Source organism: Paenibacillus sp. FSL H8-0260 (assembly GCF_045040625.1).
Classification (GTDB): Bacteria; Bacillota; Bacilli; order Paenibacillales; family Paenibacillaceae; genus Paenibacillus_AQ; species Paenibacillus_AQ odorifer.
On sequence record NZ_CP150298.1, the window covers coordinates 3,172,498 to 3,191,716 of the forward strand.

At 41.2% G+C, this 19,219-nt stretch carries 13 protein-coding genes and 1 pseudogene; 13 read left to right on the forward strand and 1 reads right to left on the reverse strand.

What is annotated here, in order from left to right:
- Nucleotides 1-101: 101 nt before the first annotated feature.
- Both MHI51_RS14185 and MHI51_RS14190 read left to right on the forward strand, forming a co-directional pair.
- Nucleotides 102-1,682 carry a response regulator gene (locus MHI51_RS14185; RefSeq protein WP_076217915.1) on the forward strand — a complete coding sequence of 527 codons (1,581 nt, stop codon included), beginning with the start codon at nucleotides 102-104 and terminating at the stop codon, nucleotides 1,680-1,682.
- Nucleotides 1,683-1,698: 16 nt separating this feature from the next.
- On the forward strand, nucleotides 1,699-3,492 hold the full coding sequence (locus tag MHI51_RS14190; RefSeq protein WP_076217914.1) for a sensor histidine kinase: 1,794 nt from the start codon (nucleotides 1,699-1,701) through the stop codon (nucleotides 3,490-3,492).
- Between the two features lie 37 nt (nucleotides 3,493-3,529).
- On the opposite strand, the gene MHI51_RS14195 is transcribed toward MHI51_RS14190, so the two are convergent.
- Complete coding sequence (locus tag MHI51_RS14195) at nucleotides 3,530-3,736, reverse strand: DUF1657 domain-containing protein (protein ID WP_036678243.1); 207 nt, start codon at nucleotides 3,734-3,736, stop codon at nucleotides 3,530-3,532.
- Nucleotides 3,737-3,948: 212 nt separating this feature from the next.
- Here MHI51_RS14195 and MHI51_RS14200 point away from each other — a divergent pair, with 212 nt between their 5' ends.
- The 11 genes and pseudogenes from MHI51_RS14200 (at nucleotide 3,949) to MHI51_RS14250 (ending at nucleotide 19,192) form a co-directional block, all read left to right on the forward strand.
- Nucleotides 3,949-4,809: a DUF421 domain-containing protein gene (locus MHI51_RS14200; protein ID WP_076217913.1), complete on the forward strand. Its 861-nt coding sequence runs from the start codon at nucleotides 3,949-3,951 to the stop codon at nucleotides 4,807-4,809.
- A gap of 911 nt (nucleotides 4,810-5,720) precedes the next feature.
- Nucleotides 5,721-6,899 (forward strand): annotated as a pseudogene (locus MHI51_RS14205) (right-handed parallel beta-helix repeat-containing protein); the annotation flags it as partial.
- A 199-nt stretch (nucleotides 6,900-7,098) separates the two neighbouring features.
- Nucleotides 7,099-8,541 carry a spore germination protein gene (locus MHI51_RS14210; protein WP_405173973.1) on the forward strand — a complete coding sequence of 481 codons (1,443 nt, stop codon included), beginning with the start codon at nucleotides 7,099-7,101 and terminating at the stop codon, nucleotides 8,539-8,541.
- A complete protein-coding gene (locus MHI51_RS14215) occupies nucleotides 8,538-9,689 on the forward strand; it encodes a Ger(x)C family spore germination protein (protein WP_076217911.1) in 1,152 nt (383 codons plus the stop codon). The genes MHI51_RS14210 and MHI51_RS14215 overlap by 4 nt, the downstream gene beginning before the upstream one ends.
- 21 nt (nucleotides 9,690-9,710) lie before the next feature.
- Nucleotides 9,711-10,799 (forward strand): GerAB/ArcD/ProY family transporter, encoded by a 1,089-nt coding sequence (locus tag MHI51_RS14220; protein ID WP_076217910.1) that lies wholly within the window; start codon nucleotides 9,711-9,713, stop codon nucleotides 10,797-10,799.
- A gap of 131 nt (nucleotides 10,800-10,930) precedes the next feature.
- The gene (locus MHI51_RS14225) at nucleotides 10,931-11,908 is read left to right on the forward strand and encodes a MoxR family ATPase (RefSeq protein WP_076217909.1); all 978 of its coding nucleotides are present in this window, start codon (nucleotides 10,931-10,933) and stop codon (nucleotides 11,906-11,908) included.
- Between the two features lie 3 nt (nucleotides 11,909-11,911).
- On the forward strand, nucleotides 11,912-13,000 hold the full coding sequence (locus MHI51_RS14230) for a DUF58 domain-containing protein (RefSeq protein ID WP_076217908.1): 1,089 nt from the start codon (nucleotides 11,912-11,914) through the stop codon (nucleotides 12,998-13,000).
- Nucleotides 12,997-14,325 carry a hypothetical protein gene (locus MHI51_RS14235; protein ID WP_076217907.1) on the forward strand — a complete coding sequence of 443 codons (1,329 nt, stop codon included), beginning with the start codon at nucleotides 12,997-12,999 and terminating at the stop codon, nucleotides 14,323-14,325. The genes MHI51_RS14230 and MHI51_RS14235 overlap by 4 nt, the downstream gene beginning before the upstream one ends.
- A gap of 132 nt (nucleotides 14,326-14,457) precedes the next feature.
- Complete coding sequence (locus tag MHI51_RS14240; RefSeq protein ID WP_405173974.1) at nucleotides 14,458-17,055, forward strand: hypothetical protein; 2,598 nt, start codon at nucleotides 14,458-14,460, stop codon at nucleotides 17,053-17,055.
- 39 nt (nucleotides 17,056-17,094) lie between these two features.
- The gene (locus tag MHI51_RS14245) at nucleotides 17,095-17,814 is read left to right on the forward strand and encodes an ABC transporter ATP-binding protein (RefSeq protein ID WP_076275702.1); all 720 of its coding nucleotides are present in this window, start codon (nucleotides 17,095-17,097) and stop codon (nucleotides 17,812-17,814) included.
- Nucleotides 17,804-19,192: an ABC transporter permease gene (locus MHI51_RS14250; protein ID WP_405173975.1), complete on the forward strand. Its 1,389-nt coding sequence runs from the start codon at nucleotides 17,804-17,806 to the stop codon at nucleotides 19,190-19,192. Before MHI51_RS14245 ends, MHI51_RS14250 begins: the two co-directional genes overlap by 11 nt.
- Nucleotides 19,193-19,219 lie beyond the last annotated feature (27 nt).

Genomic DNA, 19,219 nt, shown 5'->3' on the forward strand with positions numbered 1-19,219 from the left:
TTTATCAGCTGTTAGGGAAGAGAATGAATGGTATACTGAAAAAGATTGGTTAGTAGAATTCAGCTGGTTGGATTAAAACATTTCAAAGGGGGATTGTGTTGATGTACAACGTATTATTAGTAGACGATGAGATGCTTGATCTTGAAGGCATGAGACAATTCATTCCTTGGAATGAACTGGGTATGCAGGTCGTGGAGGCAGCGAATAACGCGTTTACGGCATGCGATATTTTAGAACAGCATGTTATTGATATTATAGTTAGTGATGTGAATATGCCGAATATGTCGGGTCTAGAGCTGGCTCGGATTGCCATAGAGAAAAAAAACGATATACGTGTGATTTTTGTAAGCGGTTACCAGGATTTCAGCTATGTGAAACAGGCGCTTTCTCTAAAAGCATATAGCTATGTCCTTAAGCCAATGGATGACAAGGAACTTATTGCTGCACTACAGAAAGTAAAGCAGGATTTAGATGATGAAAGTAAACGGCGTGACGTGGAAGAAGCTTATCAGCATATGATTCCTATGGCCAAAAATGATTTGTTGATTCGCTTATTTGAAGGGGAATGGGAGGGGGACACTCAAGCTGGAATGTTGAAGCTTATGAAGTCTTACGGTCTGGATAAGCTGGAGTGGCCTATACGTGTGGCGGTTTTGGAGCTGGATTATTTCAATTGGTTTCAAGAACAGGATAATCTAACTAAACATCTAATGTCCAAGGACTTTCTGTATGAAGTGAATACAATTGCTCAGAAGCACGGTATGCCACATTGCTATAAGGTATCGTCTTATCGAATCGCGTTGTTGATTAACGAACAGGAGATGGAGAAGTTTATTGAAGAAATTTATGAGTCAATTCGCACAAAATTTCCTGTCACTATGACCGTAGGGGTAGGGAAGCCTACATTTGCTATGGACCAGGTCCACACCTCCTATCGGCAAGCTATGGAAGCCGTTGACGGAAAGATGTTTCTCGGCAAGGGCAAACTAATTATGTATGAAACGGTTAGCAGCGAACCTGGAATGATTGATGCCCGTACGTTGGATGCCCGTATGGATACACTTTTTAAAGCGATGAAAGAATATGAGTTAGTCCTTATTTATGACGAGATCGATAAGCTGTTTAAATCCGTGAGTAGTTTAAGATCTAAATTCACGATTCATAATCTAGCCATGTATATTATATGGAAGCTGGATCAGCAGTTGAAAGAGGTTAGTGAGGATTTATTTGAAATCTTAGGTATGGAGTTACATAGTTTAGATATTTTGCTTCAATTCGATACGATCAGTGATATACGCTCTTGGCTTGTACTCAAAACGTTTGAGATATCCGAGTACCTACGCAGCAAAACAGAGTCAGTGAACAATAAACTGATTAGAGAAATTATGCAAATGATGAAGGATAAGATGAGCGAGAATTTTACGTTAAAGGATATTGCACAGCAGTTCTCTTTCTCACCCAACTATTTGGGATATCTATTTAAAGAGGAAACTGGGAAAACGTTCAGCGAAGTACTCATTCAGCTGCGAATGGAACAAGCCGGCAAGCTTTTGAAAGATCCGAAGTGTAAAATCTATGAAATCGCGAGCCAGGTAGGTTACCGTTATCTTCCTTACTTCAGCAGACAATTCAAAGAAGCCTATGGTATGACACCTATGGAGTATCGTAAGCGGGAGAAGTGATGGGGGATGATTTTGCATGAAACAACCAAGAAGTAAACATAAGTATGTGCCGATAGGGTATAAATTAATGCTGACGTATATTTTTTTCATTATTATCCCAGTATCTGTGATCGGTTTTGTCTCTCACTCTATGTACAATGATTCATTACGCGAGCATACAAGCTCGAATATTAAAGGTACGTTGTTGCAGATTCGCGATAATATTGATTACAAAATGGGGGAAGTTACCCGGATATCAACACAATTATATAGTGATTATGATTTCTATCGGAATCTGCGAAGCTATGAAGAAGGCTGGGAGAATTATGACCGGATGTCTATGAAGGTACTTCCAAAGCTGGATGTAGCTATTCAATCAACGGGTATGAGGATTGGGATGTCGCTATTTTTAAAGAATGAATCCATTCCTGAGATCTATTCGAATTCGCTAGAGGGCTATCTGGATAATAGTAGCTTCTATCATCTTTATCATATGAACCGGATTGAAGGGAAATCCTGGTATTATGATTTTCCAACCGAGAAATATGCGGAGACTATGAAATGGTGGCAGATTGAGCGCGATGTAGAAAATAATCGTATCTCGTTGCTACGTAGATTAATAGATACATATGATCCTCTTGTACCTAAGGAGATTGGCTTCCTGCGGATTAATGTTGGCATTCCAGATCTGTTCAATAGTGTGAATTATACGAAGATAGGAAAAGGAAGTATTCTAATTTTAAAAAACGAGTTCGGAAGAACGATGTACCAATCGGGAGAACTACCAGAGCACTATACCAATGAAGCCGAACTTAATAAGGATTACCTGACGATTAGTGAAACAGTTACGGTTTCTAACCAAGCTTGGCAATTAAACGCGCTAGTTCCAATTACGATACTTGAACAGGATGCAGTGAAGGTACGACTGTTTATTATTTTAATGTGTCTCATCTGTTGTGTTGTCTTTAGTTTTGTCGGCATATTTATATCCCGATATTTTTCAATTCGGATTAATAAGTTCGTATACGTGCTGAATGCCTATCGGGAAGGTGATCTTCACAAGCGTATTTCCTATCGAGGCAAGGATGAATTCTCTCAGATTGCAACCGCATTAAATGATATGGGCGAAAATATCGATATGTTGATTAAAGAGGTATATTTGACGCAGCTCCAGAAGAAGGAAGCAGAGCTTGAAATTCTGCAATCACAAATCAATCCTCATTTTCTATATAATACGTTGTCATCTATTATTCAATTAGCCAAGTTTGGTCAAAATGAGAAGCTGCAGCAGATGGTGCTGGAATTAGCGAAGTTTTATCGCCTGACGCTTAATGAAGGACGTACCATGATTCCGGTCCCGACTGAAATTGAGCAGGCAAACGCTTATTTAGAAATTCAGAAAATTAAATACGGTGAACGTTTGGAAGTTATGTTTGATTTTGATACAGAAATCTGGCCTTATGAGACCATAAAGCTCATTCTACAACCATTTATCGAGAACGTGCTGAAGCACGCCTGGTGTGGTGATCACATTCATTTACGCATTGTTGGGCGTAAAGAGGGCAATAATATTCTGTTCCGCATCATTGATGATGGAATCGGCATGAGACAGGAACGTATTGATCAAATTTTTGATCCAAAGGGTCACACGAATACAGGTTATGGGGTCCGTAATGTGGATCAACGGATTAAACTACAATATGGATCTGAGTACGGCGTAACCATTTTTAGCCGTGTTGGAATTGGCACTTCTGTTCAGATACTCATTCCTGCTAATAAGGGCAAGCGTGGCATTCGTTCGAATGTTGTACATGATGAAAAGGGGTCTTAAAGCTAGTTTTTCTAGCCTAAGACCCCTTTAACTTTAATTAGAATCCTTTATATTGAGGCTCTTCGGACTCCAATTCGGTTACCCGGTTCTCTACTTGAGTTACGATTTGTTGTGTTTGCTCGGCTGCGTTTGTGAACAAGGTTTTTGCACTCTCGTTTTGTGTTTCTAATGCAAATTGTTCAAGACTGGCTTGAGCACCTTTTAAAGAAGATAAACATGTTTTAACTTGTGAGGCTACTGTCATTGAGTTTCTCTCCTCTGTGTTGGATTATTAGCATGACGAATGCTATTGTCCTCAAATGCTTCTAGCGTTATGCAGGAAAAAAATTCATACTTGTAGTAATAGATGATTTTCCATAAATAAGTAGTGAAATTCCGGATTGAATGCGGCTTTATTGACAAATAATGAGTGTTAGTAAATAAACAAGCTTTGATTCAAAAAGGAGGGTATTTGTAATGCCGGAGTGGTTGGAGGTTGTAGTTCGAACGCTCTTTGCTGTGGTTGTACTTTTCTTTTTAACAAAATTACTGGGAAAGAGACAAGTATCACAGCTCTCGTTCTTCGAGTATATTACGGGGATAACCGTCGGCAGCTTAGCCGCTTACATTTCTTTGGATACGGATAAGTTATGGCATTTAGGGCTCATTGCACTGATTGTATGGGTGGCTTGTTCTTTAGGGATCGAATATCTTCAGATGAAGAGTAAAAAAGCAAGAGACTTTATTGATTTCAAGTCCACCGTACTAATTAAGGACGGAAAAATACTCGAAGATCATATGAAAAAAGAACGTTTAACCACAGATGAGCTGCTGGAGGAATTACGCAAAAAAGACGTTTTCAATATATCGGAAGTGGAATTTGCGATTATGGAATCTGATGGAGCCATAAATGTTTTACTCAAGAGTGAATATCAGCCGGTAACCCCTAATCAATTGGGTATAAAGGTTGCCCCGGAGAAAGAGTCGCAAGTTGTCATTATGGATGGTAAAGTGCTCGACAAACCATTAGACACCCTAAACCTGACGCGAAGCTGGCTGGATGGAGCCCTTGAGAAAATGGGTTTTACGGTTGAGAATGTTTTTCTTGGACAAGTTGATTCTTATGGTGAGCTGACTGTCGATTTGTATGCCGATAACTTTAAAGTCCCACAGCCGCAGGATAAGCCTCAATTATATGCTTTGCTGAAAAAATGTGAAGCTGATTTAGAGATGTTCAGTTTATCAACAGATAACGAAAAAGCTAAAAAAATGTATGAACAATGTTCGGAGCAATTGCAGGCTTCCCTGAAGGTTTTGAAACCGTTAATTCAAAGCTAAGGGTAAAGATAAAGGCACTCTCGAGTAAGATCGAGGGTGTTTTTTTATATTAATTTAAATAAATGTAATAATATGGGCATAAAGTAGCTGTACAACTTCAAAATATTAATTATAGTTGAGATTAGGCTGGAGTTATAGATGACATAAGATTGGAGGAATGCCCTCGGTTTTTATTTAAATTAGAAAACAAGGAGGAAGATGTTCACGTGAAACTAAAAAGAAGATTTTCATTCGGAATTATGGTTACGCTTACAACTTCGCTGGTTCTAGGTAATTTGGTATGGAGTAACCCTACCGCACAGGCAGCAAATATCTTCAGTAATGATTTTGAGAATGAAAATGCCGACAATTGGACGAGTACAACAGGAACTTGGTCTGTAGTTGAAGAAGGTGGCAATCATGTGTATTACCAATCCAGTCAAAACGAAGGACGTTCGTTCTCCGGTAGCTACACGTGGACAGATTACAGCGTTCAAGCTGATGTGAAGATTGATGATTTCAATGGGACTAATCGAACTTATGTGTGCGGGCGCTATGTTGACGGAAATAACTATTATGCTGCATCTCTGTCTAACAGTAATGGTGGGACGCTTGAAATACGAAAAAAAGTGAATGGTTCAAGTTCAACACTGGCTAGTAAAACTGATTTTCCTATAACTACAGGGACTGCCTATACAGTTAGGCTAGAGCTTAGTGGAGATTCGCTTAAAATGTATGTTAATGATGTTTTACAGCTAAATGCACACGATAACATTTTGACAGCAGGAGGTATAGGACTTGTAGCTTATAAGACAGCAGCGAAGTTCGACAATATCAATGTCACCGATATCACCACGGGCACTCCGACACCAACGCCTACTATAGCTCCAACAATTGCACCAACGGTAGCTCCTACGGCTACTCCAACAGCAACACCAGTTGCAGGCTCAATTTATGTAGCCCCTAATGGTCTGGACAGCAACACAGGAACATTTGGTAGTCCAACCACACTGGCCTCAGCGATTACGAAGGTAGCCCCCGGGGAAACCATCTATATGCGTGGAGGGGTTTACACGTATTCTTCAACAATAATTGTTGGACAAGATAATAGCGGAAGCTCTAACTTACGAAAGAACATCGCTGCATATGGGACTGAGAAGCCTATACTGGATTTTTACGCCCAGCCATTTGACCCAGCTCAACGTGGTTTGCAGATATACGGTAACTACTGGAAGGTAAAAGGATTAGAGATAAGAGGCTCAGGAGACAATGGGATCTTTATTGGCGGGAACTATAACATTATTGAGAATGTTGAAACCCACCATAATCGGGATTCGGGACTGCAAATCAGCCGTTATGCTTCATCACTGACCAGCATGAGTCAATGGCCGAGCTATAATCAGATCATTGGAGTGTATTCTCATGATAATTATGATCCGGATAACGGGGAAGACGCTGATGGTTTTGCTGCTAAGCTGACCATAGGTCCTGGTAACGTATTCGATAAATGTATAGCTGCATGGAATACAGATGACGGCTGGGATCTTTACAGTAAATCAGAAACAGGCCCCATCGGAGTGGTGACGATCAAGAATAGTATCTCCTATAAGAACGGACAGACCTCAGATGGAAATTCAACGGAAAACAGTGATGGGAATGGATTCAAACTAGGTGGTGAAAAAATTGCAGTAAACCATATTGTGCTGAATAGCATAGCATTTCAAAATAAAAAACACGGATTCACTTACAATAGTAATCCAGGTTCCATTCAACTAACAAATAATACTTCTTGGAGTAACGGACAGAGTAACTTTGCTTTTGATGCCGGTACTCACCAATTTACGAACAACTTGTCTTTTGCTGGAGGATCGAGTGACAAAACAAGTGGAACCGATATTCTAAGTACTAATGTGTGGTGGAAAAGTAATGCAAGTACCAATGCCAAGGGTTTGGTGGCCAGTGCCGCTGATTTTGTAAGTCTTACACCTTCAGTGGTGCGAAATGCAGATGGTTCTTTTAGTCTGGGCAGTTTCCTCAAATTAACTGGGGGTAGCGATCTAACCGGATCTGGAACACCTAGCGGAACTAATATTGGTGCAACTTTTCCGTGATTTGAAAGCTAGGGGTTTGAGCTCCTTATTTAATTGACTCTGTAGGATTAGATAGGTCATTTTATTCGATATTTTGATGGGCATGAGTCCGGTACTATACCGGATTTGTGCCTATTTGGTTTGTTTTAAGTATAAACCTTCCATCACGTTGGCAAACTAAGCCAGATTAACAAGTCACAATTTTGGAGGTAGTCTGCAGATGTCTGGAACTATTGAAACAATAAAAGAACAACTGGAAGGATCTAGTGATGCAGTTTTTCAAAACATTCGCCTTCATGGGCATTCCTGTGACTTGATCTATATCCCATTCATCGTAAATTCCCTGAGTCTTCATAAAGATATTGCATTGCCGCTAAAAAATGAAGCAAATTCAGAGCACAAATGGCCGGATTTTTTAGAACGACTGGATCGAGGAGCTGTTTTTCCCATCCCGTATCTTAAGGAGTTTGACATAAACAAGGCTGTGGATTTGATTGTCGCTGGAAAAGTAGTGCTTTATTTTGAAGAGCTTCCTTATGTTTATTATTTTGAGATCACGCAATATCAGAAAAGATCGGTTACGGAATCACAAAATGAACTTGTGGTGATTGGACCACAAGAAGCATTTATTGAAGATATTGAAACAAATCTGTCCCTGCTCCGACACAAAATTAAACATCCGGATCTAAAGACTATTCATTATACGATTGGTAAATATACAAAAACTGATGTGTATGTTGTATATATTGAAGGACTTTATAAAAAAGAAGTTCTTGCTGAAATTGAAAAGCAACTAAATGAAATAGATATTGATGGCATATTGGGCATTAGTTATATATCGGAACAATTACGGAAGGGGAACTTGACACCATTTCCGGTATTTCAATATACAGAACGCCCCGACTCGGTGGCAGCTTCTTTAATGGAAGGCCGGATCGGAATATTACAGGATGGCACACCCACTGCAATGATTGCCCCTACCTCTTTTTTTACAATGCTACAATCCTCTGAGGATTATTATCAAAGCTTCTATGCCGCAAGCTGGATTCGAATCGTTCGATTTGTGTTCTCCATCATATCGATGATTCTTCCATCGCTTTATGTTGCGATTACAACCTTTCATCCTCAGATCATTCCCTCAAACCTGTTAATTACAATAGCATCTGCCAGAGAGAACATTCCTTTCTCAGCATTGACTGAGGCTTTGATTATGGAACTTACCTTTGAAGCCCTTAGAGAAGCTGGAACCCGAATACCAAAGCCTGTGGGTCAGACTGTTTCTATTATTGGGGGTATAGTCATCGGTCAGGCTGCGGTGCAAGCGGGAATTGTATCCGCTCCTATGGTTATTGTTGTTTCCATTACAGGAATTGCCACCTACATTATTCCCCATTATGAGCTCGGTCTGACTTTTCGCTTACTTCGTTTCCCTTTATTGATTATGGGAGGAACAATGGGATTGCTCGGGGTATATATTACAGCTTTTTTGATTTACGGGCATTTAGCTAATCTTAGACCGTTAGGCTCACCGTATTTACAACCCGTTGCCCCTTTGGTGTTAGAAGATTGGAAGGACACGTTATCTCGCTTTCCCTCTAACTATATGAAGAAACGCAGCAAACTTTATAGCAACAGGAATCTAAGGAGACAGAATCAAAAATGAGAACTCTAAAGATAGGAGTTGTTATACTTCTACTCCTAAATTTAACAGGCTGTTGGTCTTCAAAGGTGGAACTGGACGAATTAACCTTTGTGTACGGCTTATTTATAGATGTAGGCAAAGAAGCAGGCACCGTTGAAATTACGATTAACTCTCCTTTGCCCAATCGTCTCAACTCGGGAAGCCAGCCCTCTAGTGGTGGCGGTGATGGGAATAGTTATTCTACAGTTTCTAAGACCGCAGATACGATCGCAGACGCCATGTTACTAGTTCAAAAAGATCTGACACGTCAACTTAGTCTTTCCCAATTGAAAATAATTGTCTTAGGGAAAGCTTATGCAGAACAAGGGATTGGTGAACTCCTATTATGGATCAGAAGAGAGCCAAGTCTACCCCTTGGAACCTATGTTATGGCTAGTCCCGGCAGTGCAAAAGAGATGAATACATTAACACCTATCTATGAACAATTACCTTCTGATGTACTGAGGAGCTTTGGAACAGAAAAATACATGTTTTCGACTACAATTAAGGACTGCATATACGCTGAGGCATCGGGCGTTGGATTTGCTATAAATAATCTTTCATTTGGTAAAAAAGAGGAAACTACAAAAGAAGGTAAACCGCAATATTGGGCAGGCATTCAAGGAGCTATGTTGTTTCAGAATGAGAAAATGAAGGGAATACTAAAGCTTAAAGAGGGGAGGGCATTGGCATGGGCTGCAGGCAAGCTTAAGCTGTCGGTTTATTCTGTTACCTGGGATGGTGGAGAAAGTGCAGCAAGTGTTGTATTTGTTAGCACCAAATCTTCAAAAAAAGTAAAAATAACGGATAAGGGTCCGGTTTTTACAGTGAAATTAAAGGGAAAAGCTAGTGTGATTTATTTAAGGGATCCTAAGAAAAGAAATCTAGAAGAGATCAGTAATATCATTACAGAGAAACTAAGCGATAAAGTAACTGCTAATCTGACCGAAGCTATACGTTTATCCCAAAAAGCAGGTGCGGATGTTCTACAGCTCGGCATGTTGCTGGAATGGAATGATCCGAAACTTTGGAAGCAATTAAGAGAACGTTGGGATAATTACTACGCTCATGAGGCAGATATTAAGGTGAAGACGGACTTTCGGATTGTGGATTTTGGAACAGCAAAATAAAGAACTGAGGAAGGAGAAGTTATGCGTACAACAAAGTGGCAGCTGTTCCGGTTTATCACCATTTTTTTTAGCTCACAAACCACCATTTTTTTGATACCAGCTATTATTGCTACTTCCTCTTATCAAGGCTGGATTGCATTAATCGTTGGCTCCTTATTAGGATTGATATTATTGTGGTTTACAATCTATGTTGGTAAGCTGCGACCTAATCAAGCTTGGGTTCACTTTGGAAAAGAGATCATTGGCAAATGGCCACATAAATTTATGATTCTGCTCCTACTATGCTGGTGTGTTTATTATGTTTCTTTTGATATAGAGAATTTCGTACTATTTTTCGGCTCGAATTATTTAAGAGGAACTCCACCTCTATTTATCCAGTGTGTCGTTGGTCTGGTGATCATGTACACGGCAAGTCTAGGATTTGCAACAATTACATATATGGCCGATGGATTATTTATTATTTTCTTTATTACCGTGATCATTTTATTTAATTTATTCCTTCCAAACGCGGACTTTAATATGGTACCTGCTTTCTTTCATTATCATGATCCTGGAATCGCCCTGAAAGATTCTATTGTGGTCATGTCATGGTTTGGAGAATGGATTGTCCTTTTGTTCATTGCACCTGATTTAAAAATTGAAGCGAAAATGATAAAAAGATTAGTATTTGCGCAGTTCTATGTTTCAATTACGGTCTTAATAGGATGGTTATTGACAATGATGAGTTTTGGTCCACATTTAGGCCAGCAACTCCAATATCCTTTTCTTGAGATGGTGCGTAGTTCGAAAGAAGATAATTTATTAGGTAATACAGACCCGCTTTTGATTGGAATATGGTCGTCTTCGATGTTTATTCACAGCGCTTTCCTTATCTATATAGCTTCAAAATGTGTAGCAGGTTTGTTTAATACTAATAGTAAAAAAATTTACGTTCCCCTTTTAACACTGGCTTCAGTGACAATAGCGTACTTATATTCACGCGACGTCGGCAGATATTACGAACACTACAAAAGCTTTGCCATTGTGATCATTTGGCTAATCGTTGAAAGCATACCCATCTATTACGGGATTGTAGCCTTCTTTCGATATCGGCATAAGACTGCGAAATGAAAATCGAATGGAAGACGGGTGCTGTCTAATTATGGACAGTGCTTTTTTTGTGAATTATAAATCGGGTACGCTTTCTGTTATGATTAAAGCACTTATTACATAATTATCCTCAGATTGGATGGTGTATTCACATGAATCTTCAAGAAGTAACTGAACTTATCAAATCTATTAGGGCTAATCTCGCCAAAGTCATTGTAGGAAAAGAGGAGGGAGTAGACCTGCTGCTGACCGCATTACTTGCGAATGGACATGTCTTGCTGGAAGATGTACCTGGTACGGGTAAAACCTTGCTGGCAAAGGTGCTTGCCAAATCATTGGATTGTTCATTTAAGCGCATACAATTTACGCCGGATTTATTGCCTTCCGATTTAAGCGGGATCAACTATTACAATCAGAAGACGGGAGAGTTTCAGTTCAGACCAGGTCCGGTATTTGCTAATATACTGCTGGCTGACGAAATTAATCGTGCAACCCCTAGAACCCAATCCAGCCTACTGGAGTGTATGGAGGAACGGCAAATTACTATCGATGGGGTAACGCACGGATTAGAGGCACCGTTTCTTGTCATTGCTACTCAGAATCCGATAGACAACCAAGGGACCTTCCCACTGCCTGAGGCTCAATTAGATCGATTTTTGATGCGGATTACTACGGGTTATCCTACCTTTGATGAAGGGATACATATTTTGCAGCGTTTTCGTGAGAATAATCCGCTCGAAGAGTCTTTTCCAGTAGCAACGGCACAAGATATTCAAGCCGCACAGCGTTTAGCCGCATCGGTAAGCATCAGTGATGATTTATTAGGTTATATCGTACGGATAACGGAAGCTACCCGTAAATCTACGGCAGTAAAACTGGGTGCGAGTCCACGTGCTAGTGGCGCGTTGCTTAGATCAGCTCAGGGATATGCACTTATTCAAGGCAGATCCTATGTAACACCGGATGATATCAAAGCCGTGGCTGTTTCCGTGCTTGCACATCGTCTGCTGCTTCATCGGGGATTAGGCTCAAGAGAGGGACAAGCCGCGGATATTGTATTGCAAGTGCTTCGTGAAGTTGAGGTGCCTGCTGAACCCGTGACGTCCTTAAGAGGCGGAAAGGTGGAATGACCTATGGCTTTGCCTTGGTTCATTTTCATTACAGTGGCGTTGGTGTTACTTCTTGCTGACATTTATAAACGGAATGGTCTGAAAGCGCTTAGTTATTCTCGCTATTTTTCACGTAAGACTGCTTATGAAGGAGAACGTATTGAGATGATCGAGGAGATCATTAATGCGAAGCTTCTTCCTTTGCCGTGGCTCCGATTGGAGTCTAGTATTGCGAGAGGTCTGGAATTTGGAAGTCAGGATAATCTTGGGATTAGTACAGGAGAAATCTCTCAGAATCATATTAGTTTATTCTATTTAAAATCTTATCGTCATATTAAAAGACGGCATCATGTTACATGTGAGCGCCGTGGTTTATATCGTTTGGAATCCGTGACTATGACAACGGGAGATCCATTTGGTTTGACTCGAAAAAACAAAACATATCCACTCGAGTTAGAGTTGTTGATCTATCCCGTTCTGCTGAATCTAGACGAGCTTCCATTGCCCATTCATAGCTGGCTGGGTGAGCTTCCTGTGAAAAGATGGATCGTTGAAGACCCTTTTCTGACTGCTGGCATTCGTGAATATAGCTCAGGAGATTCTATGGGATTGGTAAACTGGAAGGCTACAGCACGTACTGGTGTTATGCAGGTTCATAAAAAAGATTACACGGCTGATTCCCGGCTCGTCATCTGTCTGAATATAGAGGACAGTGATTCCATGTGGAGAACGGTGACTGATGTGGAACGAATCGAGCAAGGAATAAGATATGCAGCGACTATAGCTGAATACGCAATGCAGCATGGAATTGAGACCGGATTAATCTGTAATGGCAGATTGGACGATGCTGGCGAAAGAGATCCAATTGAAGCAGAGCCGATGGCTCAGCTCGAAGATATGTTAGAGCTCCTGGCAAGGCTGAAGCTGGATAGAACACTTCCTATGAGTCGACTATTGGAATTGCAGGTTGAGAGTGGAATTAGTGACACAGACTTTCTAATCATAAGCTGCCATAGGGGAGCAGAATTGCAAAAGGCGACGGATCTTCTAATGCAGCAAGGCAATGGTGTGGAATGGCTGGATATTCCGGAACAAGGGAGAGAGAGCGCATGAAGCTTACGTTGTCTGGCTATGTAAGGGAAACAGTGAAACTCTGGTTGTGGTCTATTATTGAATTGTTGCTATTTCTACCGGTTTGGGTTCTATTTCAGATTTATTTGTTGCCCCAACAAGATGAACAAATATGGTTGATTGCGCTGCCTATACTAGCTTTAGCAGGCATTCTTTTGCGCAATTTTTGCAATGTAAGATGGAAGCAATTACTTGCCGCCTTAATCCTCGGGGCATTATTAGGTGTGGCTTCAGGGAGTTTATCCATCGAAAGCCTTCCCTTAGGTGTGGCTGGAATTATATGTACATTCTTAGGGATGACGGTAGACTCTAGAAATAATAGATTCAGAATGTTTTGGATAGGTATAATAATCTATTTTGTGGCAACTATAGCGTTTCATAGAGTTCCTGAATTGGAGCCAAGTGTGCCGTTATTGACCTGGTGCGGCAGTCTGTATTTAATACTGACTTTACTTATTTCTAATAGCAGCTATATACGATACAGCGCACTTACTGAAGAGAATGAAACGCTGCCCAAAGGGATACAACGGAATAATCGTATATATGTCATTGTGATTGGAGTTATTGCAGCTGTACTAGCGGCAGGTGTCGGTAAAGCTATAGGATCATTGGTATGGAGACTCTTACGCTCATTTTTCAATTTTATTAATCAGTTATTTTCTGGCACAAAAGAACCAGAGCCTCCGCCAGCAGAATTGCCGCCAGCAACGCCGATGTTACCACCTGTTGGCGAGCAAAAGCGTGGCTGGCTAGCTATTATACTAGAATACGGGTTTTATATTTTGGCGGCGGTATTATTGGGGTTTGTAGCCTATTATGCACTTCTCTGGTTGTACAGAAATGCTGGAGAAAAGTGGCGGAAAGTCATAGATGCATTGTTATCGATGTTACGTAGGGAACATACCCCTAAGAATAATACAGCATATCTTGACGAGGAGAAAAGCGTCTTTACTTGGGAACAAACCGTTCGAGGGTTAAAGGATTTCTGGAGCTCTCGTCTTCCTTCAAAACATCGTAAGGATCGCTGGGATCAGATGAATGGCGAGCAGGAACGTGTCCGTTGGCTTTATCGGCGGTGGCTTAATATAAAGCGCGATAACGGTTATGAAATGAAAAGTTATCTTACGCCGCAGGAAACAAAAAGGGATGTTTTGCTATGGGGAGATCGTAGCAAGCATAAACGTAAGGGTGATGATGATTCTTTAGCAGCAGATCAATTGATTGAAATATATGAAAAAGTTAGATACGGAGAAGACGAGCCTGCCGCTTCTGATATTGCAGCTTTGAAAAATCAACTGAAATTATAGAATCATTTTCAGAATATATGCAAATTGGAACAAATAGGTTACAAAAGACCTGTAAGAGTTACAACATGGATACAATTGGATCTGTGCTAACCACTATAATAATTCTAGTAAAATACTCGTGGAGGGAAGTCAATGAGAAAGCATAGCAGTACATATGTTGTTTTACTCTTAAGCACCTTTGTCATAAGCCAGTTGACAGGGCATACCGCTTCGGCTGCCGCAGTTAGTTCTGTTCAGCCAAAATCGGTGGTAGCTGCTGCAACTGTAACAGCTCCTAGTAATCTGGGTTCCGTTTCTTTAGGAGCTAATATCAAAGCTACACTGGAAGATGTGAATATTTGGTCACAGCCTGGAGGCAATATTTTAACTTATACAATTAACTATTCGAATGGCAGCAACAAAAGTGCTAGCCTGCTGTATTATTTTTCGAGAGTTATGACCTCTGGCGGCTCTGTTATTCCAGGGAATCCACTAAGTGCGGACGCTACTAAGAAAAAAGTGGGTTCTAACGAAAGCTTGCGCGTTACATATTATGTTAATGTCGGCCAGGTAAATTCGTTAAAAGGTATCAAGATTCCAATGTACGTTTGGGATTCCAAAACCAAGGGGTATCTCAAGCAAGTAGGAACTTTTAATATACCCGCCAACTATTCGCCAACTGCTGTAAACGGTAAAAATGTAAGTACTACAATGAATGACATTCCGGTTGTTGCTAAAAGTGAATCCTTGGAGCTCTACAAATACAGTGGAAAGGTTTATGCCAAGGTGGGCATAAGCTTGACCAATAAAGGCAGCAAAGTCTTAAGTGATCCTGGTTACGCAGCATATTTGGTCTCGGCAGGGGGAAGCTCGTATGAATTGGCCCTTGACCGATCTCAGCTTAGTTATAAAATTCAGCCGCAAGAGAAAAAGACCATTTATTATCTTACAGAAATTCCTTCGTATATGAAGACAGAGAATATGAAACTGCAATTCACCCAAAAGGATGAGGCGCTGAAGCTGGAGATTGCCAAATCTTCGTACAAGCTGCCTGCGGCTACAACACCAAATTTGGTGGTTGGCAAAGGTGTAATCAAGAAAATTGCCATCAATAACAATACGGTTGAAACCCAATTAAATAACGCAACCGTATACGCAGAGAACAATAAGGGATTCTGGACTTTTCAGCTGCGAGTGAAGAATACAGGAAAGACAGCCGTTACGTTACCTTCTTATGAGCTTGCCGTCAAATCCTCAACTGGGACAACCTTTCCGATCAATTCTAAGGGCTTGAGCGGATTAACCATAAAACCGCTGGAGGAAAAAATCATCCCGCTTACCGCACAGGTACCCCTTGAAGTAGAACAAAATTCACTGCAATTGCAGATGATTGAGGCTGTTTCTGCTCCAGATAATAGTGAGACGGGAACTACAGGGGAAGGTGCAGGAACTGGAAGCATTGGTGGAACCAATGTCGCTACGAGCAACACAGCTAAACTAACTGTTCCGGTTGCTTACTTTACAATCTCCTATACCTTGCGTCCTGATATACAGAAAGGGATGGAATATAGAGCAACAAATGAATATGGGACGTTTACTTATAGTTTAGTTTCCTTGCAGCGTTTTCCATGGAAAGACGATGATATCGTTGTTGCCAGATTAAATATTACGAATACCCAAACGATTGCCATGTCTCTGCCGGAATTAAAGGGAGCTGTTCAGGTAGACAATGAAGACATGTTATCTTCAACGGAATTGTTTATGGATAAGGAAACTTCAACGATTGGACCAGGTAAAAATGCTGAAATCTATGTGTTTGCCAAAATTCCTTATACACAAGAGTTCGATAAATTAAAATTAGATCTTTATTCTGTGGTAAAAGAAGAGAAAAGCTCGTTCCTGTCAGTTACTACGAACAGCATGATGAATGCTGTTGCTTCAATTGAAACTGGAGGAAGTTATGTTATCTCTGGTAAAGGAAAGAACGCTAAAGTGCAAGAGAACAAAACCATTATTTATGAAGGGCTTAACTCCAATCTCGTATACACAGAGCTGCTTCTGAGCAGTGAAGAGAAAAGACAAAGCAAAATGGCACGCCTCCAAGCTTATTACAAAACGGAAGATGGTCAGCTATTCGAAGCTACAGCCAATCAGCCCGATACGTCTGCGACTCCAGGTGGTAAGCAATTAATCACCTTCTGGGCGAAGGTTCCGAAGACCGTTAATACTTCTGATGTAAACCTGTTCCTAGGGCCAGGGATTACTGGGAATAAGCTGACGGAACCGGGTCAGGAATCCACAGGATTTATTAATATGGCTTCACTGTCATTAAATCCGGTCACCACTCCACCAGAGAAGAATTTGACGAAGGTGGCCATTTATCCGTATACCATGTCCGTTCTAAGTTCAGAAGGACGCTCACTACAAGGCAGTGACTCTATAAATATAGTTATGAATTACAATCTTCTTCGTGACAGTAGCTATGATATGGGAACCTTCACACATAAACTAGTCCTCAAAATGACGGATCCATATGGTCTTTCTCAGGAACGAAGCTTGAACATCGGCACCGATATTCTTGAAGGGACCAACAACTCGTATACAGCAAGCTTTAGCAATAATATGTATAAGAATTTGTCAGGAGGAACCTATCGGATCACGCTGTACGATGAATTCCAAGGCGAACGGATCGAGCTGGCTAGTCAAGCTTATAACATCAAGATTGATAAAGCAGTTGTAACTGAGAAATAGCATTTCATATCTATTATTGTACGAAGAGGAGCAGCTCCAATGTTGCGAGTGGAAAATGTAACGCATTCTTATAAAAACGGTAATGAAACTACAGCAGTGCTTCATCAAATTGACTTTTCTGTGAAAGAGGGGGAGATGGTAGCACTGCTGGGGAGCTCGGGTTCCGGTAAGTCAACGATGCTAAATCTGATGGCAGGTCTAATGAAGCCTACTGAAGGCCATATTTATATTGCCGATCAAGATATCGTGAAGATGAGTGAGAATAAGCTATCGGAATTTCGCAGAAAAAATATCGGGTTTATCTTTCAAGCTTATGAGCTGATTACTAGCATGACAGTCCGTGAAAATGTAGAGCTGCCGCTGGTTTTTCAATCCGTTGCACCCTCTATACGTAAACAAAAAGCTTTAGCATTGTTGGAAGGAGTCGGCATTCCTGATAAAGCCGACTTGTTCCCTTCCCAGCTGTCTGGCGGACAGCAGCAGCGTGTCAGTATTGCACGCTCCTTGATTACGGAACCGTCTGTTATCTTTGCAGATGAACCAACCGGAAACCTAGATTCGAAGACAGAAGAAGAAATTATCAATATCCTGCTTAACCTGAACAAGAAGATGAAGACCACCTTCATAGTTGTAACTCACGAGCTAAAAGTCGCGGAGCAAATGCAGCGGATATTCACGCTTCGGGACGGATATATGATTACTGAAAACCAAACTTCTTCGAATACTGAACTCGAAGGGGGTATACTCATTGAGGATTAGTGATATTTCCCGCTTGGCTTGGGAACAGGTCAAACGGCGGAAAGTTGTCACAGGTCTTTGTATGGCTGGCATATCCATTGGATGTGCTGCAATCATAGTTGCATTAAGTATAGGAGACTCCGCACAGAGCTACACGGAGCGGGAAATCAACCGCAATTTCAAAATGGATGAAATTACGGTGTCTCCCAACGGAGGAATACCCTCCCAAGGAGGAGGCAGCGGTGGCAGCGGATCGTCTGCGGCCAATGAAAAGCTTGATCCCGGCAGGCTGACAGCACAAAAGCTGGAGATTATTAAAGGCTTGCGGCATGTAACTGCAGCAGCTCCCTTTCAAGAGCTAGGGTACATACAGATGTTGACTATCGATAATAAAATAACAGATGTACAGCTTATTGGAACGGATCTACGCTTGTTAACGAAATATGATAAGAAATTCAAACAAGGCGGAGCTTCTGATTTGGTAGGAATGGCTGTACTGAACTATGGTGCAACCGTTGGACTGATTGATAACGAAACTCGGCAGCGTCTTTTTGAACAACTGAGTACAGATCCATATAACAATAAGTTGATGGAACAGTACAACAGCTTAAGCATGCTTCCAACAGATATGTACAAGCAACAGGTTCAATTACAGTCTTTTGATCCCGCCTCTCAAACCGGAGGGATGTTAGTTAGCTCACCGATTCAAGTGGTGGGAATCCTCGACAACCCGAGTGGAACGAACGAGGATATGGCTATGTACGACAAGAAGATCTATGTGTCACTAGAGACTGGCGAGCGGCTTGTAGAACAAATGAAGCTATCGAGTGGAACCGCTGGGCAAAAGGGTGTCTATAACTCAGCGATTGTAAAGGTAGGCAGCACTGAGAATATCGTGGAACTAGAGAAGCTTATTCAGAAACTTACCTTAACAACAAGCACAAATTTGTATCAAAAAGAGGCACTCGCTGATACCTTCAGCATGGTCAAGAAAGCAGCTCTCGGTATAGGTGTATTTATTCTGATTATTGCTTCGATCTCCATTATCGTTGCGATGACTATGTCCACTCATCAACGACGACGGCAGATCGGTATTATGAAAGTGTTGGGCGCCAATATGGGCCAGATCCGCAATATGTTCATTACAGAAGCGGCATTGCTCGGGATGTTGGGCGGACTGCTCGGCATAGCCTTTTCATACTTGATTGTATTAGGAATTAATAAGCTCATCGGTAACTCTTCAGGAATGGGTGGAGGCGAGCCTTTGGTGATTTATATTCCTCTGATGACTCTTCCGGTAGGGATCGCATTTGCGGTAATGACAGGGGTATTATCGGGTATTTATCCGGCGATCAGTGCATCCAGAACGAATGCACTCACGGCGATTAAACGGGATTAGCTATTTTTAAGTTGAAAGGAAGCCAAA

What these genes read in the sequence shown, in the direction of transcription:
- MHI51_RS14185 (WP_076217915.1), top strand. Translation starts at nt 102, where the DNA reads ATGTACAACGTATTATTAGTAGACGATGAGATGCTTGATCTTGAAGGC.
- MHI51_RS14190 (WP_076217914.1), top strand. Translation starts at nt 1,699, where the DNA reads ATGAAACAACCAAGAAGTAAACATAAGTATGTGCCGATAGGGTATAAA.
- MHI51_RS14195 (WP_036678243.1), bottom strand. Translation starts at nt 3,736, where the DNA reads ATGACAGTAGCCTCACAAGTTAAAACATGTTTATCTTCTTTAAAAGGT.
- MHI51_RS14200 (WP_076217913.1), top strand. Translation starts at nt 3,949, where the DNA reads ATGCCGGAGTGGTTGGAGGTTGTAGTTCGAACGCTCTTTGCTGTGGTT.
- MHI51_RS14210 (WP_405173973.1), top strand. Translation starts at nt 7,099, where the DNA reads ATGTCTGGAACTATTGAAACAATAAAAGAACAACTGGAAGGATCTAGT.
- MHI51_RS14215 (WP_076217911.1), top strand. Translation starts at nt 8,538, where the DNA reads ATGAGAACTCTAAAGATAGGAGTTGTTATACTTCTACTCCTAAATTTA.
- MHI51_RS14220 (WP_076217910.1), top strand. Translation starts at nt 9,711, where the DNA reads ATGCGTACAACAAAGTGGCAGCTGTTCCGGTTTATCACCATTTTTTTT.
- MHI51_RS14225 (WP_076217909.1), top strand. Translation starts at nt 10,931, where the DNA reads ATGAATCTTCAAGAAGTAACTGAACTTATCAAATCTATTAGGGCTAAT.
- MHI51_RS14230 (WP_076217908.1), top strand. Translation starts at nt 11,912, where the DNA reads ATGGCTTTGCCTTGGTTCATTTTCATTACAGTGGCGTTGGTGTTACTT.
- MHI51_RS14235 (WP_076217907.1), top strand. Translation starts at nt 12,997, where the DNA reads ATGAAGCTTACGTTGTCTGGCTATGTAAGGGAAACAGTGAAACTCTGG.
- MHI51_RS14240 (WP_405173974.1), top strand. Translation starts at nt 14,458, where the DNA reads ATGAGAAAGCATAGCAGTACATATGTTGTTTTACTCTTAAGCACCTTT.
- MHI51_RS14245 (WP_076275702.1), top strand. Translation starts at nt 17,095, where the DNA reads ATGTTGCGAGTGGAAAATGTAACGCATTCTTATAAAAACGGTAATGAA.